The organism is Castellaniella sp. (genome assembly GCF_047971665.1).
Lineage (GTDB): Bacteria > Pseudomonadota > Gammaproteobacteria > Burkholderiales > Burkholderiaceae_B > Castellaniella.
In genome coordinates this window covers 21561-37286 of record NZ_JBKEAA010000006.1, presented here as the reverse complement: position 1 = coordinate 37286, position 15726 = coordinate 21561, and the positions used below count along the sequence as shown (strand labels likewise).

Here is a 15726-nt window from a genome sequence, read left to right as displayed (position 1 = left end):
GCATCACGCACGTATCCGCGCCATCCACGCACGACACGGCTTCAATGTCGGCGAAGATGAACCGTACCTCTTGCTTGTCCAGCGTCAGGCGGCCCTGCTTTTCGTCGGCATTCAGGGTGAGTTCGCCCCACGCCCCCGACACATCCAGCAGACGCCGACCCGCCTGGGCTTTGCCGTGGTAATACCGATAGCGTGCCACCAGTCCGATGACAAGGCCTATGAGGATCGCCACCGCCAGGACGACTGTGCTCACGCCCGCCACGACCCCGAACCGGTCGGCCACTTCGGCATACAGCCGGTAGGCGCCCAAAAGCATCGCGGCCATCAGAAGAGGAATCAGCAATAGCGGCAATCAGTTGCTCCCCGGCGCCCAATGACGCTCATTTTAGTCACTCGCGCGGTCTTTGCCCCACGAACGAGGGATGCCATGGCGGGTGGGGCCCTTACATAGCGTTCTGCATGAAAGCCATCTACGCAGACCTCCGTGGGATGAATCTTCGGAACGAGTTTGCACATAGGCGGGTTGATGCCGACTTTGCATTCAATGGACGTGTCATCATTTCCGCAATATACTACACCCCAGTATGGTATATAGAGAGCATGCATGCCTCATTCCGCAGCAGAAAAGAAACGGGCACTCGCCCGTGTGCGCCGGGTCCGCGGCCAATGTGACGCGCTGGAACGCGCGCTGATCGCTGATACGGATTGCGCCGCTGTTCTGCAGCAGATCGCGGCGATTCGGGGCGCGGTCAACGGGCTGATGTCCGAAGTCATGCAGGCTCACATTCGAGAGGAATTCGGTCCCGCCACCGTATCCGTGGCTCAGCGGGCGCAGCGGGTCGAAGAACTCGCGAGCCTGGTGCGTTCGTATTTGAAATGAGGGATTCGGCGAGTGGCTCGTCGTCCACTTGCGGCTCTCAGTCAACACAGGAGATCCAAATGAAATCACGCGCCGCCGTTGCTTTCGAGGCCGGCAAACCCTTGCAGATCGTGGAAATCGATGTCGATCCGCCGCGCAAGGGCGAAGTTCTGGTCCGGATCACGCATACCGCGTTGTGCCACACCGATGCCTATACGCTGTCGGGAATCGATCCAGAGGGTGTCTTTCCGGCCGTGCTGGGCCACGAAGGCGGCGGGGTGGTGGTCGAGGTCGGCGAGGGGGTGACCAGCGTGCGCCCGGGCGATCATGTCATTCCGCTCTATACCGCCGAATGCGGCGTCTGCAAGTTCTGCAAATCCGGCAAGACCAACCTGTGTTCCTCGGTGCGGGCGACGCAGGGCAAGGGGCTGATGCCTGACGGGACGACACGATTCAGTTACCAGGGCAAGCCCATCTATCACTATATGGGCACCAGCACGTTCAGCGAATACACCGTGGTGGCCGAGGTCTCGTTGGCCAGAATCAATCCCGAGGCGCCGTTGGACAAGGTCTGTCTGCTGGGCTGCGGCGTGACCACCGGGATCGGCGCCGTGCACAATACCGCCAAGGTCCAGGCGGGGGACACTGTCGCGGTATTCGGGCTGGGCGCCATCGGCCTGGCGGTGATCCAGGGGTGCGCGCAGGCTAGGGCAGGGCGCATCATCGCCGTGGATACCAATCCGGACAAATTCGGGCTGGCCAAGGTCATGGGGGCCACCGACTTCGTCAATCCCAAGGACCACGATCGTCCGCTCCAGGATGTGCTCGTCGAGATGACCGATGGCGGCGTGGAATTCAGCTTTGAATGCATCGGGAATGTGGATGTCATGCGCTCGGCGCTGGAATGCTGCCACAAGGGCTGGGGTGAAAGCATCATCATCGGGGTCGCGGGCGGCGGCCAGGAAATCCGGACCCGGCCGTTCCAACTCGTCACGGGTCGTGTCTGGCGCGGCAGCGCCTTTGGCGGCGTCAAGGGCCGCACCCAGTTGCCCGGCATGGTCGAGCAGGCCATGAACGGTCAGATCGCGCTGGACCCCTACATCACGCACACGATGCCGCTCGAACGCATCAATGAGGCGTTCGATCTCATGCATGAGGGCAAATCCATACGGACAGTCATTCACTACTGAAACTGCTGGCGTCCGTATCTCATGGCCGACCCGGTGGGGCGGCCATTTCTCACAGAGACAGAACGGAGACGATCATGAGTGCATTTTCGCTGCATCCCCTGCTGGATCGAGGCTTCCCGACGGCGCGTTCGGATTTCGCCGGCGGCACGCTGGAATGCCGTTGCGCGACGGACAAGGTCGCATTGCGCATTGATGCGCAGACGGCGTACAACCATGCCTGCGGCTGTACCAAATGCTGGAAGCCCGAGGGCGCCCTGTTTTCCCTGGTGGCCGTCGTTCCGCGTGAAAAGGTTCATGTGACGGCTCATCCCGAGAAGCTGCGGGTCGTGGACGAGACGGCCGTGATCCGGCGTCATGCCTGCAAGGCCTGTGGCGCGCATCTGTTCGGCCTGATCGAGAACCCGGACCATCCTTTTCATGGCCTGGCTTTCGTGCATACCGAGCTTTCACCGCAAACAGGCTGGGCGGCGCCTGGGTTCGCGGCGTTTGTGTCGTCCATCATCGAGAGCGGCACGCCGCCCGCGCGCATGGGGGCGATCCGTGCCCGTTTGCGTGAGCTGGGCCTGGAGCCCTACGACTGTCTGTCTCCGGAACTGATGGATATGGTCGCCACGCATACGGCCGCGCGTAAGGGGACGCTAGAGGCCTGAGGCGCCCGCTTTCCTTCCAGAAAGCCACCGCCCCCGCACGTCACGCGAGGTGACAGGGGGGCGGCGAGACCGACAGGGGCGCTTGAGGCGCCGCCTGCGTGATCACGAGGCATTACAGCGGATAGTTTTCGCTTTCACCGATGATCAGCGAACCGTCGGCGCGCGCCGTGTTCAGTTCGGCCAGGACCTGGGTGCGGGTTTCGGACGGGCCTTTGGCCTGGATGTTCGGATAGTGGATCTGTTCACCGATCTTGACCTGGCCTTGGGCCTGGGCCAGATGCAGGGCATTGACGACCTCCGTGCGGCTCAGGGTGCTGGGCGTGGACTGGACGGGATAGTTGGACAGGTCATTGCTGATCACCAGGCCTTGGGACTGGGCGACCTGCAACTGTTCAACGACCTGGGCACGGCTCAGATCGGCGGCCTGGGCCAGGCCGACAGAGGCCAGGCCGATGGAAAGGGCGGCAAGGGTAGCAGTGACTTTCATGATGGTTTCCTTCAATAAAAGTGAATGAATGGGGCGGGGCGTTGCGGGTTTTCCGCTTTGATCGCTATGTCCTGCCTCGACGAAAGTCATTTTGCGCCATTTGTCGTGACCGATAAATGGGCTAAATGCGAAATCAGTTTTCTATTGATGGAGGTAATCAGCACGGGAATGCGGGACAATGTCACGCAGAGGGTTTCCGATGCCGCCCAGGAAAACAATCATGTCTCCTTCATTGAACGATATCGAGTTGTTCGTCGAGGTGGCCCGCAGCAACAGCTTCACGCGTGCGAGCAAGACGCTCGACATGCCGACGTCCACGATTTCACGGCGAGTGTCGCAGCTCGAAAAATCGATCGGGGTGCGGTTGTTGAACCGCACGACCCGCAGAGTGAGCCTGACCGAGGCCGGCGCGGCCTATTTCGAACGCTGCAAGCACATCATCGAGGAAGCGCGCATTGCGCATGAAATGCTCGTGGGCGAGGCGCTCAACCCGCGTGGGCATCTGAAGGTCTCGATGCCCTCCGCGCTGGCGTTGCTGCTGCTGTCCGATACGTTGCGGGAATTTTCGTTGCGTTATCCCGAGATCGAGTGCGAGTACGACCTCAACGATCTCAACATTCGTCGGATCAATGTCCAGTCGGGACCGTATGACGTGGTGATCCGGGTGGGACAGCCCCCCGACTCCGGCATCGTGTCGGGACGGCTCGGGGCTTTCGTCCTGGGTCTGTACGCGGCTCGTGCATATCTCGATCGGCAGGGGACGCCGGCCAGTCCGGAGGATCTGGCGCACCATGAATGCCTGCGCTTCACCAGCGACCGGGTGGATTCCACCTGGGAACTGTTGGCCGAGGACGGTCGTGAGCAGCATGTCCGGGTCAAGGGACGGATTGCGCTGAATCAGGTCATGATGCTGCGCCGCATGGGCGAGGCGGGCATGGGCATCGTGCCTTTGCCCATCCAGGACATGAAGGACAGCGGTCTGGTCCGGCTGCTGCCGGACTGGTCGTTCGCGCCCGTGCCCATGGTGGTCTTGTTCCCCTCGCGGATGATGCCGGCCCGGGCGCGGGTGTTCGTCGACTTCGTCAGGGAACATCTCTCCAAAGTGGACATCCTGGCGGGCGCGGGGCGGCCTTCCAAGGGGTAACCCTGAGTCGATCCCGGGGCTGGTTCTACCGTGCACACCCGGACATCTTCCTGTGCACACAGGGTCAATTGCCGATCCCCGGCGATGGTTAAGCTTCAAATAACCATTACTGAAGGAGAGGCGGACATGACCGCGACAAGTACGCGCCCGGAGCGGGCCGCCATTCGTGAGCACATGGTCATCGATGGCAAGCCCTGCACGCAGGGAGAGGGCCGTCTGCCCGTCTATGATCCGGCGACTGGCGAAGTCATCGCGCATCAGGTCGAGGCCAGTGCCGCCCAGGTCGATCAGGCGGTCCAGGCCGCGCGCCGTGCGTTTGAGTCTCCCGCCTGGCATGGGATGCCGCCGGCGGGGCGTGAGCGCCTGCTGCTGGCGCTGGCGGACCGGCTCGAGGCCGAAGGCGACGCGCTGGCCCGGCTCGAGACGCTGAACAACGGCAAGCTGCTGGGCCTGTCTCAGATGCTCGAAGTCGGCGCCGGCGCCCAATGGCTGCGCTACATGGCGGGCTGGGCGACCAAGATCACGGGCGAAACACTGAATCTGTCCATCCCGTTCCCGCCGGGGACCCACTATCACGCCTATACCCGGGCGGAGCCCGTGGGGGTCGTGGCCGCCATCGTCCCCTGGAATTTTCCGTTGCTGATGGCCGTCTGGAAAATTGCGCCGGCCATGGCGGCGGGGTGCACGATCGTGCTCAAGCCGGCGGAGGAAACCCCGCTGACGGCCATCCGGCTGGCTGAGCTCGCGCTCGAGGTCGGATTCCCGCCAGGGGTGATCAATGTGATCACCGGGCGGGGCGAGACGACCGGCGCGGCGCTGGTCGCCCATCCGGACATCAACAAGATCACCTTCACCGGCTCGACCGAGGTCGGCAAGCTCATCGGCCACGCCGCGATGGACGACATGAAGCGGGTCTCGCTCGAGCTGGGCGGCAAATCGCCGGTCCTGATCATGGACGATTGCCCGCTGGAGCAGGCTATCCAGGGCGCGGCCAATGCCATTTTCTTCAATCAGGGCCAGGTCTGCACGGCAGGATCGAGGGTGTTCATCCAGGAAGGCATTTACGACCACGTGGTAGAGGGACTGGCGACAGTGGCCGATGGTCTCAAGATCGGTTCGGGTTTCGATCCGGACACGCAGATCGGCCCCATGGTGTCAGCGCGGCATCGGCAGCGGGTTTCCAATTACATCGCGGCCGGACGCGATTCGGGCGCCCGTGTGCTGGCGGGGGGCAAGGACTGGGACGGTCCGGGCTATTTTGTCCGCCCGACGGTGTTCGACAGCGCCTCGCCCGATGCCTCCATCGTGCGCGAGGAGATCTTCGGCCCGGTGGTCGTGGCGGCCCGGTTCCGCGACGAAGACCAGGCCGTGGCGCTGGCCAACGATACCCGGTTTGGTCTGGGGGCCAGCATCTGGAGCAACGATCTGGGGCGTGTGAATCGTCTGGTGCCCCGCATCCAGGCCGGGACGGTCTGGGTCAATACCCACAACATGCTGGACCCGAGCATGCCGTTCGGTGGTTACAAACAGTCGGGGGTCGGGCGCGAGCATGGTCGTGTCGTGATCGACAACTACCTCGAAACCAAGTCGGTCTGCATCGCCTATCCGGGGGCCGCCTGAGGGCGGGTGCCGGGCAGGCATCGGTATTCATCAGAGCGAGTTTGAGTTGATTTCATAGTTCTTGATTCTTAACGGTATTTCATTCCAACAGAGCCGGCCTCGAAGCTGGTCAAGAGGAGACACGAATGAAGATGATGCGCACCATGCGCCGATTTACCCTGGTCGCTGCTCTGGCCGCGGCAGGCGCCGCTCATGCGGGAGATCCCAGCACGCGGGACTGGATTCCCGCGCCGCCTGGCACGGGGGTGTTCGCCGCCTATCTGCTTAACCTGAATTCCCATGGCTTCTACGATCATGGCGACCGGGTTCCCGACGGACCGACTGTGGATGTGCAAGGCCTGGTCCTGCGCCCCATGTATTTCAGCGAGGTCCTGGGAAAGACGATTCAGTACGAATTGATCCTGCCGGCTTTTCGCACCACCATCGGGCTCAGCGGCATGCCCGATGACCGTGTCACCGGGGTGGGCGATGCCCAATTGGGAGCGGCGGTCTGGTTCGTCAACAACCCGGAAACCAAGACCTGGTTCGCCTGGGAGCCCTTCATTACGGTACCCACAGGCAAATACCATGGCAGCCATGCCGATGCCTCGCCGGGCAAGAACCGCTGGACCACGGTTCAGGATCTGGCTTTCGTCAAGGGCGTGGGGGAGTCGACCTTCCTCGAAGCCGTGGCTGAGTTCGAGTTCTTCGGCGACAACACCGATTACTACGGCGGCACGCTGAAGAAATCGCCCGCCATCCGCCTGATGGCGCTGGCGTCGACCAATCTCACCGAAAGCACGTACGTCGGCATGCGGTACCGCTACGAAACCGGCGGTCGCGAAAAGGTCGATGGCGTCGAGACGGCTTCGCGGGCCAACAATCATCAACTGGCGTTTGAAATCACTCATCAGATCAATGACGCCAACCAGGTGCAGCTGCAATACATCCACGACCTCAAGGTCGAAAACGGTCCGCGCATGCGCGGTGTGCAGTTGCGCTACGTCTACGCCTTCTAGACCGAACCCAGGAGACTCATGCCATGAAAAAAACAGCCTTCAGGATCTCAACCGGGGTGAGCCTGCTGTCGGCGGCCCTGCTGCTGGGATCCGCCATGGGCGTTCAGGCCGCCCCGCCGTTGCCTGTCGAACAATTGACCGGCGGTCACACGGTCAAGGTGACCCCGGCCGATCGCATCTATGTGATGGATTCCGTGTTCAGCCACCTGACCGACAGCCGTCTGAACATGTTCGATCGCAGCAGCGGAAAGTTCCTGGGAATGATTCCGTCCTCGTTCAACGGCCAGGCCCAGTTGTCCAAGGATGGCAAGAACGTTTATATCCTCACCACGTATTACGAGCGTGTCACCCGCGGCGCGCGGACCGACGTGGTCGAGATCTGGGACAATGAAAAACTCAGTTTCGTGCGCGAGATCAAGATTCCGTCCAAGCGGGCCGGGGCGCTGAACTACGACGGCATGTTCCGCCAGACGGCCGATGGTCGCTTCGTGCTGGTGCAGAACGCGACGCCAGCGGCCTCGGTGAGCGTGGTGGACATCAAGAACGGCGCCTTTACCGACGAGATCACATCCACAGCCGGTTGCTGGAGCATCATTCCCACTCCGGGTCTGGCGCGCAGTTTCTCCACGATCTGCGGTGACGGCGCCCTGCTGACGATGACCCTGGGTGATGATGGCAAGGTGGCGTCCCAGAAACGCAGCGAGCCGATGTTCCCGGTCAAGACCGACCCCATCTTCATCACTCCGGGCCGCCTCTCTGACGGGCTGGTGTTCGTGTCTTTCTACGGCAATGTCTATACGGCCAGGCCGCAAAAGGACGGCGCCATGAAGTTCGAGCCCACCTGGTCATTGCTCGATGACGCGGACCGCGCGAAAAACTGGGTGCCGGGCGGCTACAACCTGCTGGCGGTCGAGCCGCGCAGCCAGCGCCTGTACATCTTCATGCACCCCGATGGGGTCGAGGGTTCCCACAAGAATCCCGCCGCCGAGATCTGGGTCTATGACCTGAAGACCCACAAGCGCGTCGCGCGTGTACCGGGCAAGGATGCGTTGTCCATGTCCATCATTCAGGGCAAGACCCCGCAGCTGCTGACCATCGATGGCGGCAACGTCAATATCTACGATATTTCGGCCGCCGAACCGAAATTCGTGAGCACGATCAAGGGTGCGGGCGAGGCGGCCCTGCAGGTGATGGGCTATGCGGGAGACGGCAATGAATGATCCTGTCATTGCCTATGCTGCGCTGGCGGTGCTGGCGGCGCTCTTCTGGCTGGGCGCCCTGCACAAACTGCGCAATTTCGCCGAGTTCGAGTCGGCCGTCTCGGGGTACCGTCTGCTGCCCGCCTTTCTGCAGCGGCCTTTCGCATGGGCATTCATCGCTGCGGAACTGCTGGCCGGCGGACTCCTGTTGCTGCCCGCCGCGCGAGTCGCCGGCATCCTGGCGGCGCTGGCCGTCCTGGCCGTGGCCTCGCTGGGCGTGGCGGTGAACCTGTTGCGGGGTCGCGTCGATATCGACTGCGGTTGCGGCGGCCTGTCCCAGGCCCCGACCAGTTTGTCCTGGTGGGTCGTGCTGCGCAATGGCCTGCTGGCGGCGCTGGCGCTGCTGTCCTGGCCCCAGGCGGGCGGCTTTGCGCCGCGTGACCTGATGTGGCTCGACGGCGTCACTTTCTTTGGCATGTCGCTGGCATTGCTCGGCCTCTATCTCGCTTTCAATCAGTTGCTTGCATCCCATCTCGAGATGCGCAAAAGGAGTCAATCATGACGGCATTGATCGTATCCAATATCGTATTGTGGGTCACGGTACTGGCCCTGTTGCTGGTGGTGCTGGCGCTGTCGCGGCAGATCGGCGTCCTGTACGAACGGGTCGCGCCGATGGGCGCCCTGACCATCGACAAGGGGCCGGCGGTCGGTGAGGCCTCGCCCCGGTTCGAGCTCGCCGATCTGCTGGGCCGCGATCAGCGCATCGGCTATGGCGGCGGACGCGGGCAGTTGCTGTTTTTCGTGTCGCCCACCTGCCCGGTGTGCAAAAAGCTGCTGCCCATCCTGAAGTCGGTGGCGCGCACCGAAGCGGCCTGGCTGGACATCGTCCTGGCCAGTGACGGCGAGATGCCCGAGCATCTGGCGTTCTACCGCAAGGCCGGCCTGGAGCCCTTCCCCTATCTGCTGTCCACGGAAATCGGCATGCGCTTCCAGGTCAGCAAGCTGCCCTACGCCATTTTGATCGATGAGCAGGGCATCGTCCGGGCCAAGGGCCTGATCAATTCCCGTGAGCAGCTCGAGAGCCTGTTCACGGCCAAGGAAATCGGCGTGGCATCGGCCCAGGAATGGCTGGAACGCGGCGCTCAGGTCCAGGAAATCACACGCAAGGAGAACGGCAATGCGTTGGCTTGATCATTTCGGTGAATCCCTGACCCGCAGGGTGGCTCACGCTTCGTCTCGACGCAGTGTGCTATGTTCGATCGGCAAGGTTTTCGTGGGCACGGCATTCGTGATGCCGGTCCTGCCGGTCGCCCGGATCGCGCGTGCGGCAGAAGCGCCGCCCAAGACGGATCTGGATACCGCGACCGAAGAAGAACTCATGTCCTGCGACTACTGGCGCTATTGCGCGGTGGACGGCTTCCTGTGCACCTGCTGCGGCGGCTCGGCAACTGCCTGCCCGCCGGGCAGTGAGCCCTCCCCGATTTCCTGGGTGGGTACCTGCCACAATCCCAAGGATGGCAATGACTATCTGGTCAGCTATCATGACTGCTGCGGCAAGACGGCCTGCGGCCGGTGCTACTGCGGCGGTCAGGTGCGCGAACGGCCAGGGTATGAGTTCTTCTTGCACAATGATGTGAACTGGTGCATGGCCAACAGCAACACGACCTACCATTGCACAGTATCCACCATCGTGGGGCTGGGCAAGAACTGACTGACAGTGACAGGGGAGGCGGATCATGTCCAAGCTCACGAACGGGATCGGGACCGGTCTGCTCCTCTGTCTGGTGCCTGTCCTGACCTCCGCCGCGGTGTTGCGCACCGAGGCCAAACGCACCGAGGATGCGGCTGCTTCGCAGGCCGCCATGCTCCAGGCCATGGGCAGCAGCACGTCGGCCTACAAGGACTACATGCTCAACTGCGGGGGCTGCCACCGTTTCGATGGCGAGGGGGTGGCCCGCAACGCAGTGCCCAGCTTCCGCAACTCGGTCGGTCTGTTCACGCATCTGCCCGAGGGCCGGGAATACATGATTCGTGTACCAGGGGCGGCCCAGTCGCTGCTGGACAATGCCGAGCTGGCCAATGTCCTGAACTGGATGGTGGCCAACTTCAGTCCCGGTGCGGTGGCCTCGGACTTCAGGCCCTTCACGGCAGCCGAAGTCGGTGCCGTGCGGCCTTATCGTTTCGACGATGTGGCCGCCGAACGCCGGCAGATCACCACCCGGCTCTTGCAAATGGGACTGACGCCCGCCCCGTATCTCTATGGTTCGAACTGAGCGCGGGCGGCGGGTGCTGGCGCATCCGGTCATCCGGTTTTTCCCGGAAGGCCGGATTTTCGACGTTCGGCTAGGGGTTTGTCCTGCTGTCCGGATTGTTGTCCAGGGGCTAGATTTCCTTATTGAAAGGAAGTGAGGATCGACGTCATGTCCCCTCTCATGTCCAAGCTGGCCGTACCTGCCTCCGATGCGACGTGGTTGAGCACGCCGCTGCGGCGGTTCAATACGCGCTGCGATTGGGCGGACAGTATTTCTGAGCATTTCGTGCCCCTGGAGGTCGAGCCCCGGGGCAATGGGCCATTCCGCAATCTGGCGGCCAACGAGACACTCGGCTGTCTCCAGGTGTCCGAGCTGGTGACGTCGGCGCAGAGGGTGCGGCGCACCCGTGTGCTGGCCAATCGCTCCGAAAGCGCGCAATACAAGTTCAGTGTCCAGATTTCCGGCCGCACATTGATTGCGCAGGACGGTCACTCCGCCGAGCTTGATCCGGGGGATTGGGGGGTCTACGACACATCCCGGCCCTACGAGGTCTCCGAGGAACCCGGCGCGCATTTTCTTGTGCTGCAGATTCCGGCGCATGTGCTCTCCGCGTGGGAACCCATGATCCAGTCGCAGCTGGGACGGCGTTTCGGTTCCAGCCATGGCGGCGCGCGGGTCGCCATGGATGCCTTGCGGGCATTGATTGCCCAGGGTCAGGCTTTGGGGCCTGATCTGGCGTTCGAGGTTTCCTCGACCGTGATGCGGCTGTTTGCGCTCAGTCTGGGCGAGCATGCCGACGGCGGCGGCGTCTCCAGCCTCGAAGAGGTCCGCCAGGGGCAGTTGCGCGTCATTCTGCGTCATGTGCACGAGCATCTGCACGATAGCGGAATGAGCGCCGAGACGCTGGCCCAGCGTTTCCGGATGTCGCGCCGTTACCTGTACAAGCTGTTTGCCTCCCGGGGGCTCACGCCGGCGGATTACATCCTGGGCGCCCGGCTGGAACGGTGCCGGGATCTCCTGGGCGATCCCGCCTGTACCCGCCAGATCGGTGAGCTGGCGTATGCGCACGGGTTTCTCGACACCTCGGCATTCAGCCATGCGTTCCGGCGCCGCTTCGGCATGTCGCCCAGCGAATGGCGCACCCAGCATGCGCGTCTGGCGCAGGACCTCGCCGATGGCCATGCCGGATCCGTCTGACGGGGTCGGACGAATTCCCCTCCTGGATGGATGACCCTCAAGAGGGCGGCACGGTGCGCTTTGCCGACGCCGGCGTGCGGATGCGTTGCGAGAATGCGGCCGCCGTGCCGGACTGTGCGGCGCGTTGCGTGATGTCTGCCTGGGCGCGCAGAACGTCCAGGGGCAGATGCGTGTCCAGGCCGCCGTGGCTGTACAGGTATTCGGGCAGGTAGCCCGAGAGGATCAGCCGGTAATCCAGCGGCAGGCCGGGGACCAGGGGGCGGACCATATCGTAGACCAGGGTCGTGCAGTTGGCCGTCAGGGTGTGATAGAAACGTGGCTTTTGCGCCAGCTGGTTGGCGCGCTCCACGTAGGACAGGAACAGGGCGCGCAGGGCCGGCGCCGGCATGCGGACCGGGTACAGAAAGACCTGCTCCTTGCGGGGGCCGGCCCGCACATGGAGGATGTCCCGCTCCTCGGCGGCCACGATGGCCAGTTCGAATTGCCTGAGAAAACCGCCCAGTGTGGAAAATGCCTCATCCCGTTCCCGGCGGATCTCGACCGAGAACACCAGATGGCGTCCGTCCGAGAAGCCGAACGACACCAGCGTATGGGCAATGGCCGGTCCCATCCAGTACGACAGCGCCATGTCCACGGATTGCAGGGTTTCCAGATCGTAGACGCTGTCGTGCCAGCGCGCGGTGTAATCCGTGTTGCCGCGCCAGTCGAAATCTCGGATATCGCGCAGCAAGACCAGGGACCCCTGTACGCGGCCGCGCAGGGTGCGGGAGACTTCATCGGCCCAGTCCCGGTCGTTCGATGGCTTCAGGCTCAGCCACCAGGCCGCCACCAGCGCGAAAGCCAGGATGAGCGTGGCGAGGGCCCAGTGAATCATGAGGATTCAGGGCGTATCCGGTTTGCGCACGCGCGGCCGGGCGATGACCTGCACCGCCGGCTTATGCACGGCCGTGCGCTCATCGTCCTCATCCTCGTCCTCGGAGAAGGCCGGCAGGGGGAAGTCCTCTTCGTCGAAGGCCCGGTCGCCGTCGGCGTGCGCTTGCCCCGTGGGCCGCAGGCCGGCGAAATCCATCAGGTGCGGATCCATCAGGTGCGAAGGCACCACGTGCGACAGAGCGCGGAACACATTCCAGGTCCGGTTGGTGAAATGATGATCCCATTCCTCGAGCATGCGGCTGACTTCCTTGCGCTTCAGGTTTTCCTGGGAGCCGCACAGGTTGCAGGGGATGATGGGGAATTCGCGCAGCTTGGCATAGGCCGCCAGATCCTTTTCGCGCACGTAGGCCAGGGGGCGGATGATGACGTGCTCGCCGTTGTCGGAGACCAGCTTGGGCGGCATGGCTTTCATGCGTCCGCCGTAGAACAGGTTCAGGAAAAACGTCGCCAGAATGTCGTTGCGGTGGTGACCCAGGGCGATCTTGGTGGCGCCCAGCTCGCGGGCGACGCGGTAGAGGATGCCTCGCCGCAGGCGGGAGCACAGGGAACAGGTGGTCTTGCCTTCCGGGATCAGGCGCTTGACCACGGAATAGGTGTCGCGCGTCTCGATGTGGAAAGGAATGTCGCGCGCGCTCAGGTAGTCCGGCAGGACATGTTCCGGAAACCCGGGCTGCTTCTGGTCCAGGTTGACGGCGATGACCTCGAAATCGATGGGCGCGCGCTGGCGCAGCGTCAGCAGGATGTCGAGCAGCCCGTAGGAATCCTTGCCGCCCGACAGACAGACCATCACGCGGTCGCCGTTTTCGATCATGCCGTAATCGCCGATGGCCTTGCCGGTTTCGCGCAGCAGGCGTTTGACGAGCTTGTTCTCGTTGACGCTGCGGCGCGGCGGGGCATGCGGGCGCGTATCGGCGGTCGGGGCCGACAGGTCGGTGGGCGTGACGGCATCGGCGGATGGAACGGAATCAGTGGCCGGAGCGGAATCGTGGGCAGCGGTGAAGGGCGCCGGAGAGGATGGGTTCATGGGATGGAGGGGGCCGGTTCAGCGGTGGCGGGCCTGTTCGACGCAGACGACGCAATCGTCGAAGACCTGGGGCTTGCAGATACGGATTTTAACGCCCAGGACGCGGGGGAAATCGCGCAGGATGCGCGCCAGAGAGCGATCCACCAGCGTCTCCAGCAGGTCGGTGTGGGTGCGGGTGGCTTCTTCGATCAGGGCGGCCCGCAGCAGACGATAGTCCAGCACGGTGCCGATGTCCGTGTCATCGACGGGCTGCATGGCCTCGGTCTCGAACTCTGCCCGGATCGTCAACGGTTGCGGCGTCCGGCGCTCGTGATCCAGCATGCCGATGGAGACCCGGACACGCAGATCGTCGAGGATCACGCGCCGGATGTTCATGCCTGCGCTCCACTGTCGGTCCGTCGCAACTGATGCCGCAGGGCGTCCGGTTTACCCAGCCGCACGGCGTACTGGCGCAGTTCGTCACGCCGGAACACATGCAGGCTCAGGCGCGCTCCTGGGTTGCGCGCGTCCAGCAGGCGGTCCAGGCTGGCGGCGTCCGTGATGCGCAGACCATCCGCAGCGATCAGCAGATCGCCTGCGGACAGTCCGGCGCGGTGCGCCGGGCCATGCTCGTAGACCGTGACCAGGCGCAGGCCGGCAGGATCGGCCTGGGTGCGGACATCGAGTGTGGGCCGGGGGGCCTCTGGCTGCGCGGACAGTTCGATCCCGGCACGGGCCAACGCGGATTTCAAGGGGATGTCTTCCCGGCCCAGCGCGTGACGGGCGATGAAATCGGTCACGTCGGCGCCGGTGGCGGCGCGGATCAGGCCCGGCATCGCGCCTTCGGCCACGCCGCGGGGGCGGCCCTGGTAGAAATCGCGGCCGTAGCGCCGCCACAGCAGCCGCATGACGTCGTCCAGGCTGCGCGTGCCGCCCGACTGGCGACGGATTTCCAGATCCAGGCCCAGGGCGACCAGCGCGCCCTTGGTGTAGTAGCTGATCAGGGCATTGGGTGAGTTCTCGTCCTGCTTGTAGTAGCGTGTCCAGGCGTCAAAGGAGCTCTCCGCCACGGATTGCTTCAGGCGGCCCCCGGTGCGCAGGACCTGATCCAGCGTGCCGGCGACCAGTTTCAGGTACGCGGGTTCGTCGATCACGCCGGCGCGCAGCAGCATCAGGTCGTCGTAATAGGAGGTAAAGCCTTCGAAGACCCACAGCAGTTGCGTGTGGTTGGGGCGGCTCAGGTCATAGGGCACGAAGGCGGCGGGTTTGATGCGCTTGACGTTCCAGGTATGGAAATATTCGTGGCTGAGCAGGCCCAGGAACGTGGTGTAGTCCTCGGGCGTCGCCCGCCCTCTCGCAGGCAGGTCGGTGCGGCGCGTGATCAGCGCCGTGGAGGCGCGGTGTTCCAGCCCCCCGTAGCCGTCGCCCGTGACCGTCACCAGGAACACATAGCGCTCGGCGCTGTCCAGGAAGGGTGCTCGGCGGGTCTCCGGCTCGAACAGCTCGATCTGGGCCGCGCAGATCTTTTGCGCATCGGCGGCGACGCGCTCCAGGTCCAGGCCGGGAATCTGGCCGGTGAACACCAGGTCGTGGATCGCGCCGTGCGCCTCGAAACTGATGCACTGGGGGGTGCCGATTTCGACGGGATGGTCGATCAGGTCGTCATAGTCGCGAGCCCGGTAGAGGCCGAAACCGCGCAGGGCGGCTGCATCCGGATGACCGGAGGCGCTCGGCAGGCTGGTGTAGACCTGCCAGCCGCGCGCATGAGCGGGCGGGCGCAGATCCAGCAGGCAGGTCTGCGACTCCTGGCCCATGACCGCCAGAAACAGACTGCAGCCGTTGAAAAAGGCATGGCTTTCGTCGAAATGCGCACCGCGCACGGACAGGTCCCAGGCGTAGGCCTGATAGTCCACGGTCAGCGGCCCGTCGCAGGGGGCGCATCGCCAGGTCTGATTGTCGGTCTTGCGCACGGCGACCGGCATGCCTCCGGACGAGGCCTGCAAAGTTTCGATCTGTCGGGCAAAATCACGGATAAGATAACTGCCTGGAATCCAGGCGGGCAGGCGCAGGCCCTGGCCGGCCGGATCGGGATGCGGGATCGTCAGCCGCAGGACATAGCGGTGCCCGGCCGGATCGGCCAGACGGACCTGGTATTGGATCGTCTGTTCATTTTTCATTTCGACAGTTTACTTTG

At 63.7% G+C, this 15726-nt stretch carries 18 protein-coding genes; 12 read left to right on the top strand and 6 right to left on the bottom strand.

Going from position 1 to position 15726, the window contains the following annotated elements:
- The coding region (locus tag ACK5JE_RS01520; RefSeq protein ID WP_416799953.1) for a hypothetical protein at nt 1–325 on the bottom strand (325 nt) is incomplete at its 3' end.
- Nucleotides 326–604: 279 nt separating this feature from the next.
- On the opposite strand from ACK5JE_RS01520, the gene ACK5JE_RS01515 reads away from it, so the two are divergent.
- From ACK5JE_RS01515 to gfa, 3 genes are all read left to right on the top strand, one after another.
- A complete protein-coding gene (locus ACK5JE_RS01515) occupies nt 605–880 on the top strand; it encodes a metal/formaldehyde-sensitive transcriptional repressor (protein WP_416799952.1) in 276 nt (91 codons plus the stop codon).
- Nucleotides 881–939: 59 nt separating this feature from the next.
- Nucleotides 940–2049, top strand: coding sequence for an S-(hydroxymethyl)glutathione dehydrogenase/class III alcohol dehydrogenase (locus tag ACK5JE_RS01510; RefSeq protein ID WP_416799951.1), 1110 nt, complete (start codon nt 940–942; stop codon nt 2047–2049).
- Between the two features lie 74 nt (nt 2050–2123).
- Nucleotides 2124–2699 carry an S-(hydroxymethyl)glutathione synthase gene (gene gfa / locus ACK5JE_RS01505; RefSeq protein WP_416799950.1) on the top strand — a complete coding sequence of 192 codons (576 nt, stop codon included), beginning with the start codon at nt 2124–2126 and terminating at the stop codon, nt 2697–2699.
- A 112-nt stretch (nt 2700–2811) separates the two neighbouring features.
- On the opposite strand, the gene ACK5JE_RS01500 is transcribed toward gfa, so the two are convergent.
- The gene (locus ACK5JE_RS01500; protein WP_416799949.1) at nt 2812–3186 is read right to left on the bottom strand and encodes a DUF4148 domain-containing protein; all 375 of its coding nucleotides are present in this window, start codon (nt 3184–3186) and stop codon (nt 2812–2814) included.
- A 220-nt stretch (nt 3187–3406) separates the two neighbouring features.
- Between ACK5JE_RS01500 and ACK5JE_RS01495 the strand changes: the two genes are divergently transcribed.
- The 9 genes from ACK5JE_RS01495 to ACK5JE_RS01455 all read left to right on the top strand — a co-directional run bounded on the left by ACK5JE_RS01495 (nt 3407) and on the right by ACK5JE_RS01455 (nt 11596).
- The gene (locus tag ACK5JE_RS01495) at nt 3407–4330 is read left to right on the top strand and encodes a LysR family transcriptional regulator (RefSeq protein ID WP_416799948.1); all 924 of its coding nucleotides are present in this window, start codon (nt 3407–3409) and stop codon (nt 4328–4330) included.
- A gap of 126 nt (nt 4331–4456) precedes the next feature.
- On the top strand, nt 4457–5950 hold the full coding sequence (locus tag ACK5JE_RS01490; RefSeq protein WP_416799947.1) for an aldehyde dehydrogenase family protein: 1494 nt from the start codon (nt 4457–4459) through the stop codon (nt 5948–5950).
- 125 nt (nt 5951–6075) lie between these two features.
- Entirely contained in the window at nt 6076–6948 is an 873-nt protein-coding gene (locus ACK5JE_RS01485; RefSeq protein ID WP_416799946.1) for a transporter, read from the top strand.
- A gap of 23 nt (nt 6949–6971) precedes the next feature.
- Nucleotides 6972–8168, top strand: coding sequence for an amine dehydrogenase large subunit (locus ACK5JE_RS01480; protein ID WP_416799945.1), 1197 nt, complete (start codon nt 6972–6974; stop codon nt 8166–8168).
- Nucleotides 8161–8709, top strand: a complete 549-nt coding sequence (locus ACK5JE_RS01475; protein ID WP_416799944.1) for a MauE/DoxX family redox-associated membrane protein — start codon at nt 8161–8163, stop codon at nt 8707–8709. Before ACK5JE_RS01480 ends, ACK5JE_RS01475 begins: the two co-directional genes overlap by 8 nt.
- Nucleotides 8706–9338: a methylamine dehydrogenase accessory protein MauD gene (mauD, locus tag ACK5JE_RS01470; RefSeq protein ID WP_416799943.1), complete on the top strand. Its 633-nt coding sequence runs from the start codon at nt 8706–8708 to the stop codon at nt 9336–9338. The genes ACK5JE_RS01475 and mauD overlap by 4 nt, the downstream gene beginning before the upstream one ends.
- Nucleotides 9325–9858 (top strand): methylamine dehydrogenase light chain, encoded by a 534-nt coding sequence (locus ACK5JE_RS01465; protein WP_416799942.1) that lies wholly within the window; start codon nt 9325–9327, stop codon nt 9856–9858. Before mauD ends, ACK5JE_RS01465 begins: the two co-directional genes overlap by 14 nt.
- A 25-nt stretch (nt 9859–9883) precedes the next feature.
- Nucleotides 9884–10420 (top strand): cytochrome C, encoded by a 537-nt coding sequence (locus ACK5JE_RS01460; protein ID WP_416799941.1) that lies wholly within the window; start codon nt 9884–9886, stop codon nt 10418–10420.
- Nucleotides 10421–10567: 147 nt separating this feature from the next.
- Entirely contained in the window at nt 10568–11596 is a 1029-nt protein-coding gene (locus ACK5JE_RS01455) for a helix-turn-helix domain-containing protein (protein WP_416799940.1), read from the top strand.
- A 37-nt stretch (nt 11597–11633) separates the two neighbouring features.
- Here the strand turns inward: ACK5JE_RS01455 and ACK5JE_RS01450 are convergent, their stop codons facing one another.
- Genes ACK5JE_RS01450 through ACK5JE_RS01435 form a run of 4 tightly spaced genes read right to left on the bottom strand, consistent with a single transcriptional unit; the run spans nt 11634 to nt 15709 of the window.
- A complete protein-coding gene (locus ACK5JE_RS01450) occupies nt 11634–12470 on the bottom strand; it encodes a DUF4105 domain-containing protein (RefSeq protein ID WP_416799939.1) in 837 nt (278 codons plus the stop codon).
- Nucleotides 12471–12476: 6 nt separating this feature from the next.
- Entirely contained in the window at nt 12477–13553 is a 1077-nt protein-coding gene (gene ttcA / locus ACK5JE_RS01445; RefSeq protein ID WP_416799938.1) for a tRNA 2-thiocytidine(32) synthetase TtcA, read from the bottom strand.
- 18 nt (nt 13554–13571) lie between these two features.
- Nucleotides 13572–13928: a dihydroneopterin aldolase gene (locus ACK5JE_RS01440; protein WP_416799937.1), complete on the bottom strand. Its 357-nt coding sequence runs from the start codon at nt 13926–13928 to the stop codon at nt 13572–13574.
- The gene (locus ACK5JE_RS01435) at nt 13925–15709 is read right to left on the bottom strand and encodes a M61 family metallopeptidase (RefSeq protein WP_416799936.1); all 1785 of its coding nucleotides are present in this window, start codon (nt 15707–15709) and stop codon (nt 13925–13927) included. Before ACK5JE_RS01435 ends, ACK5JE_RS01440 begins: the two co-directional genes overlap by 4 nt.
- Nucleotides 15710–15726 lie beyond the last annotated feature (17 nt).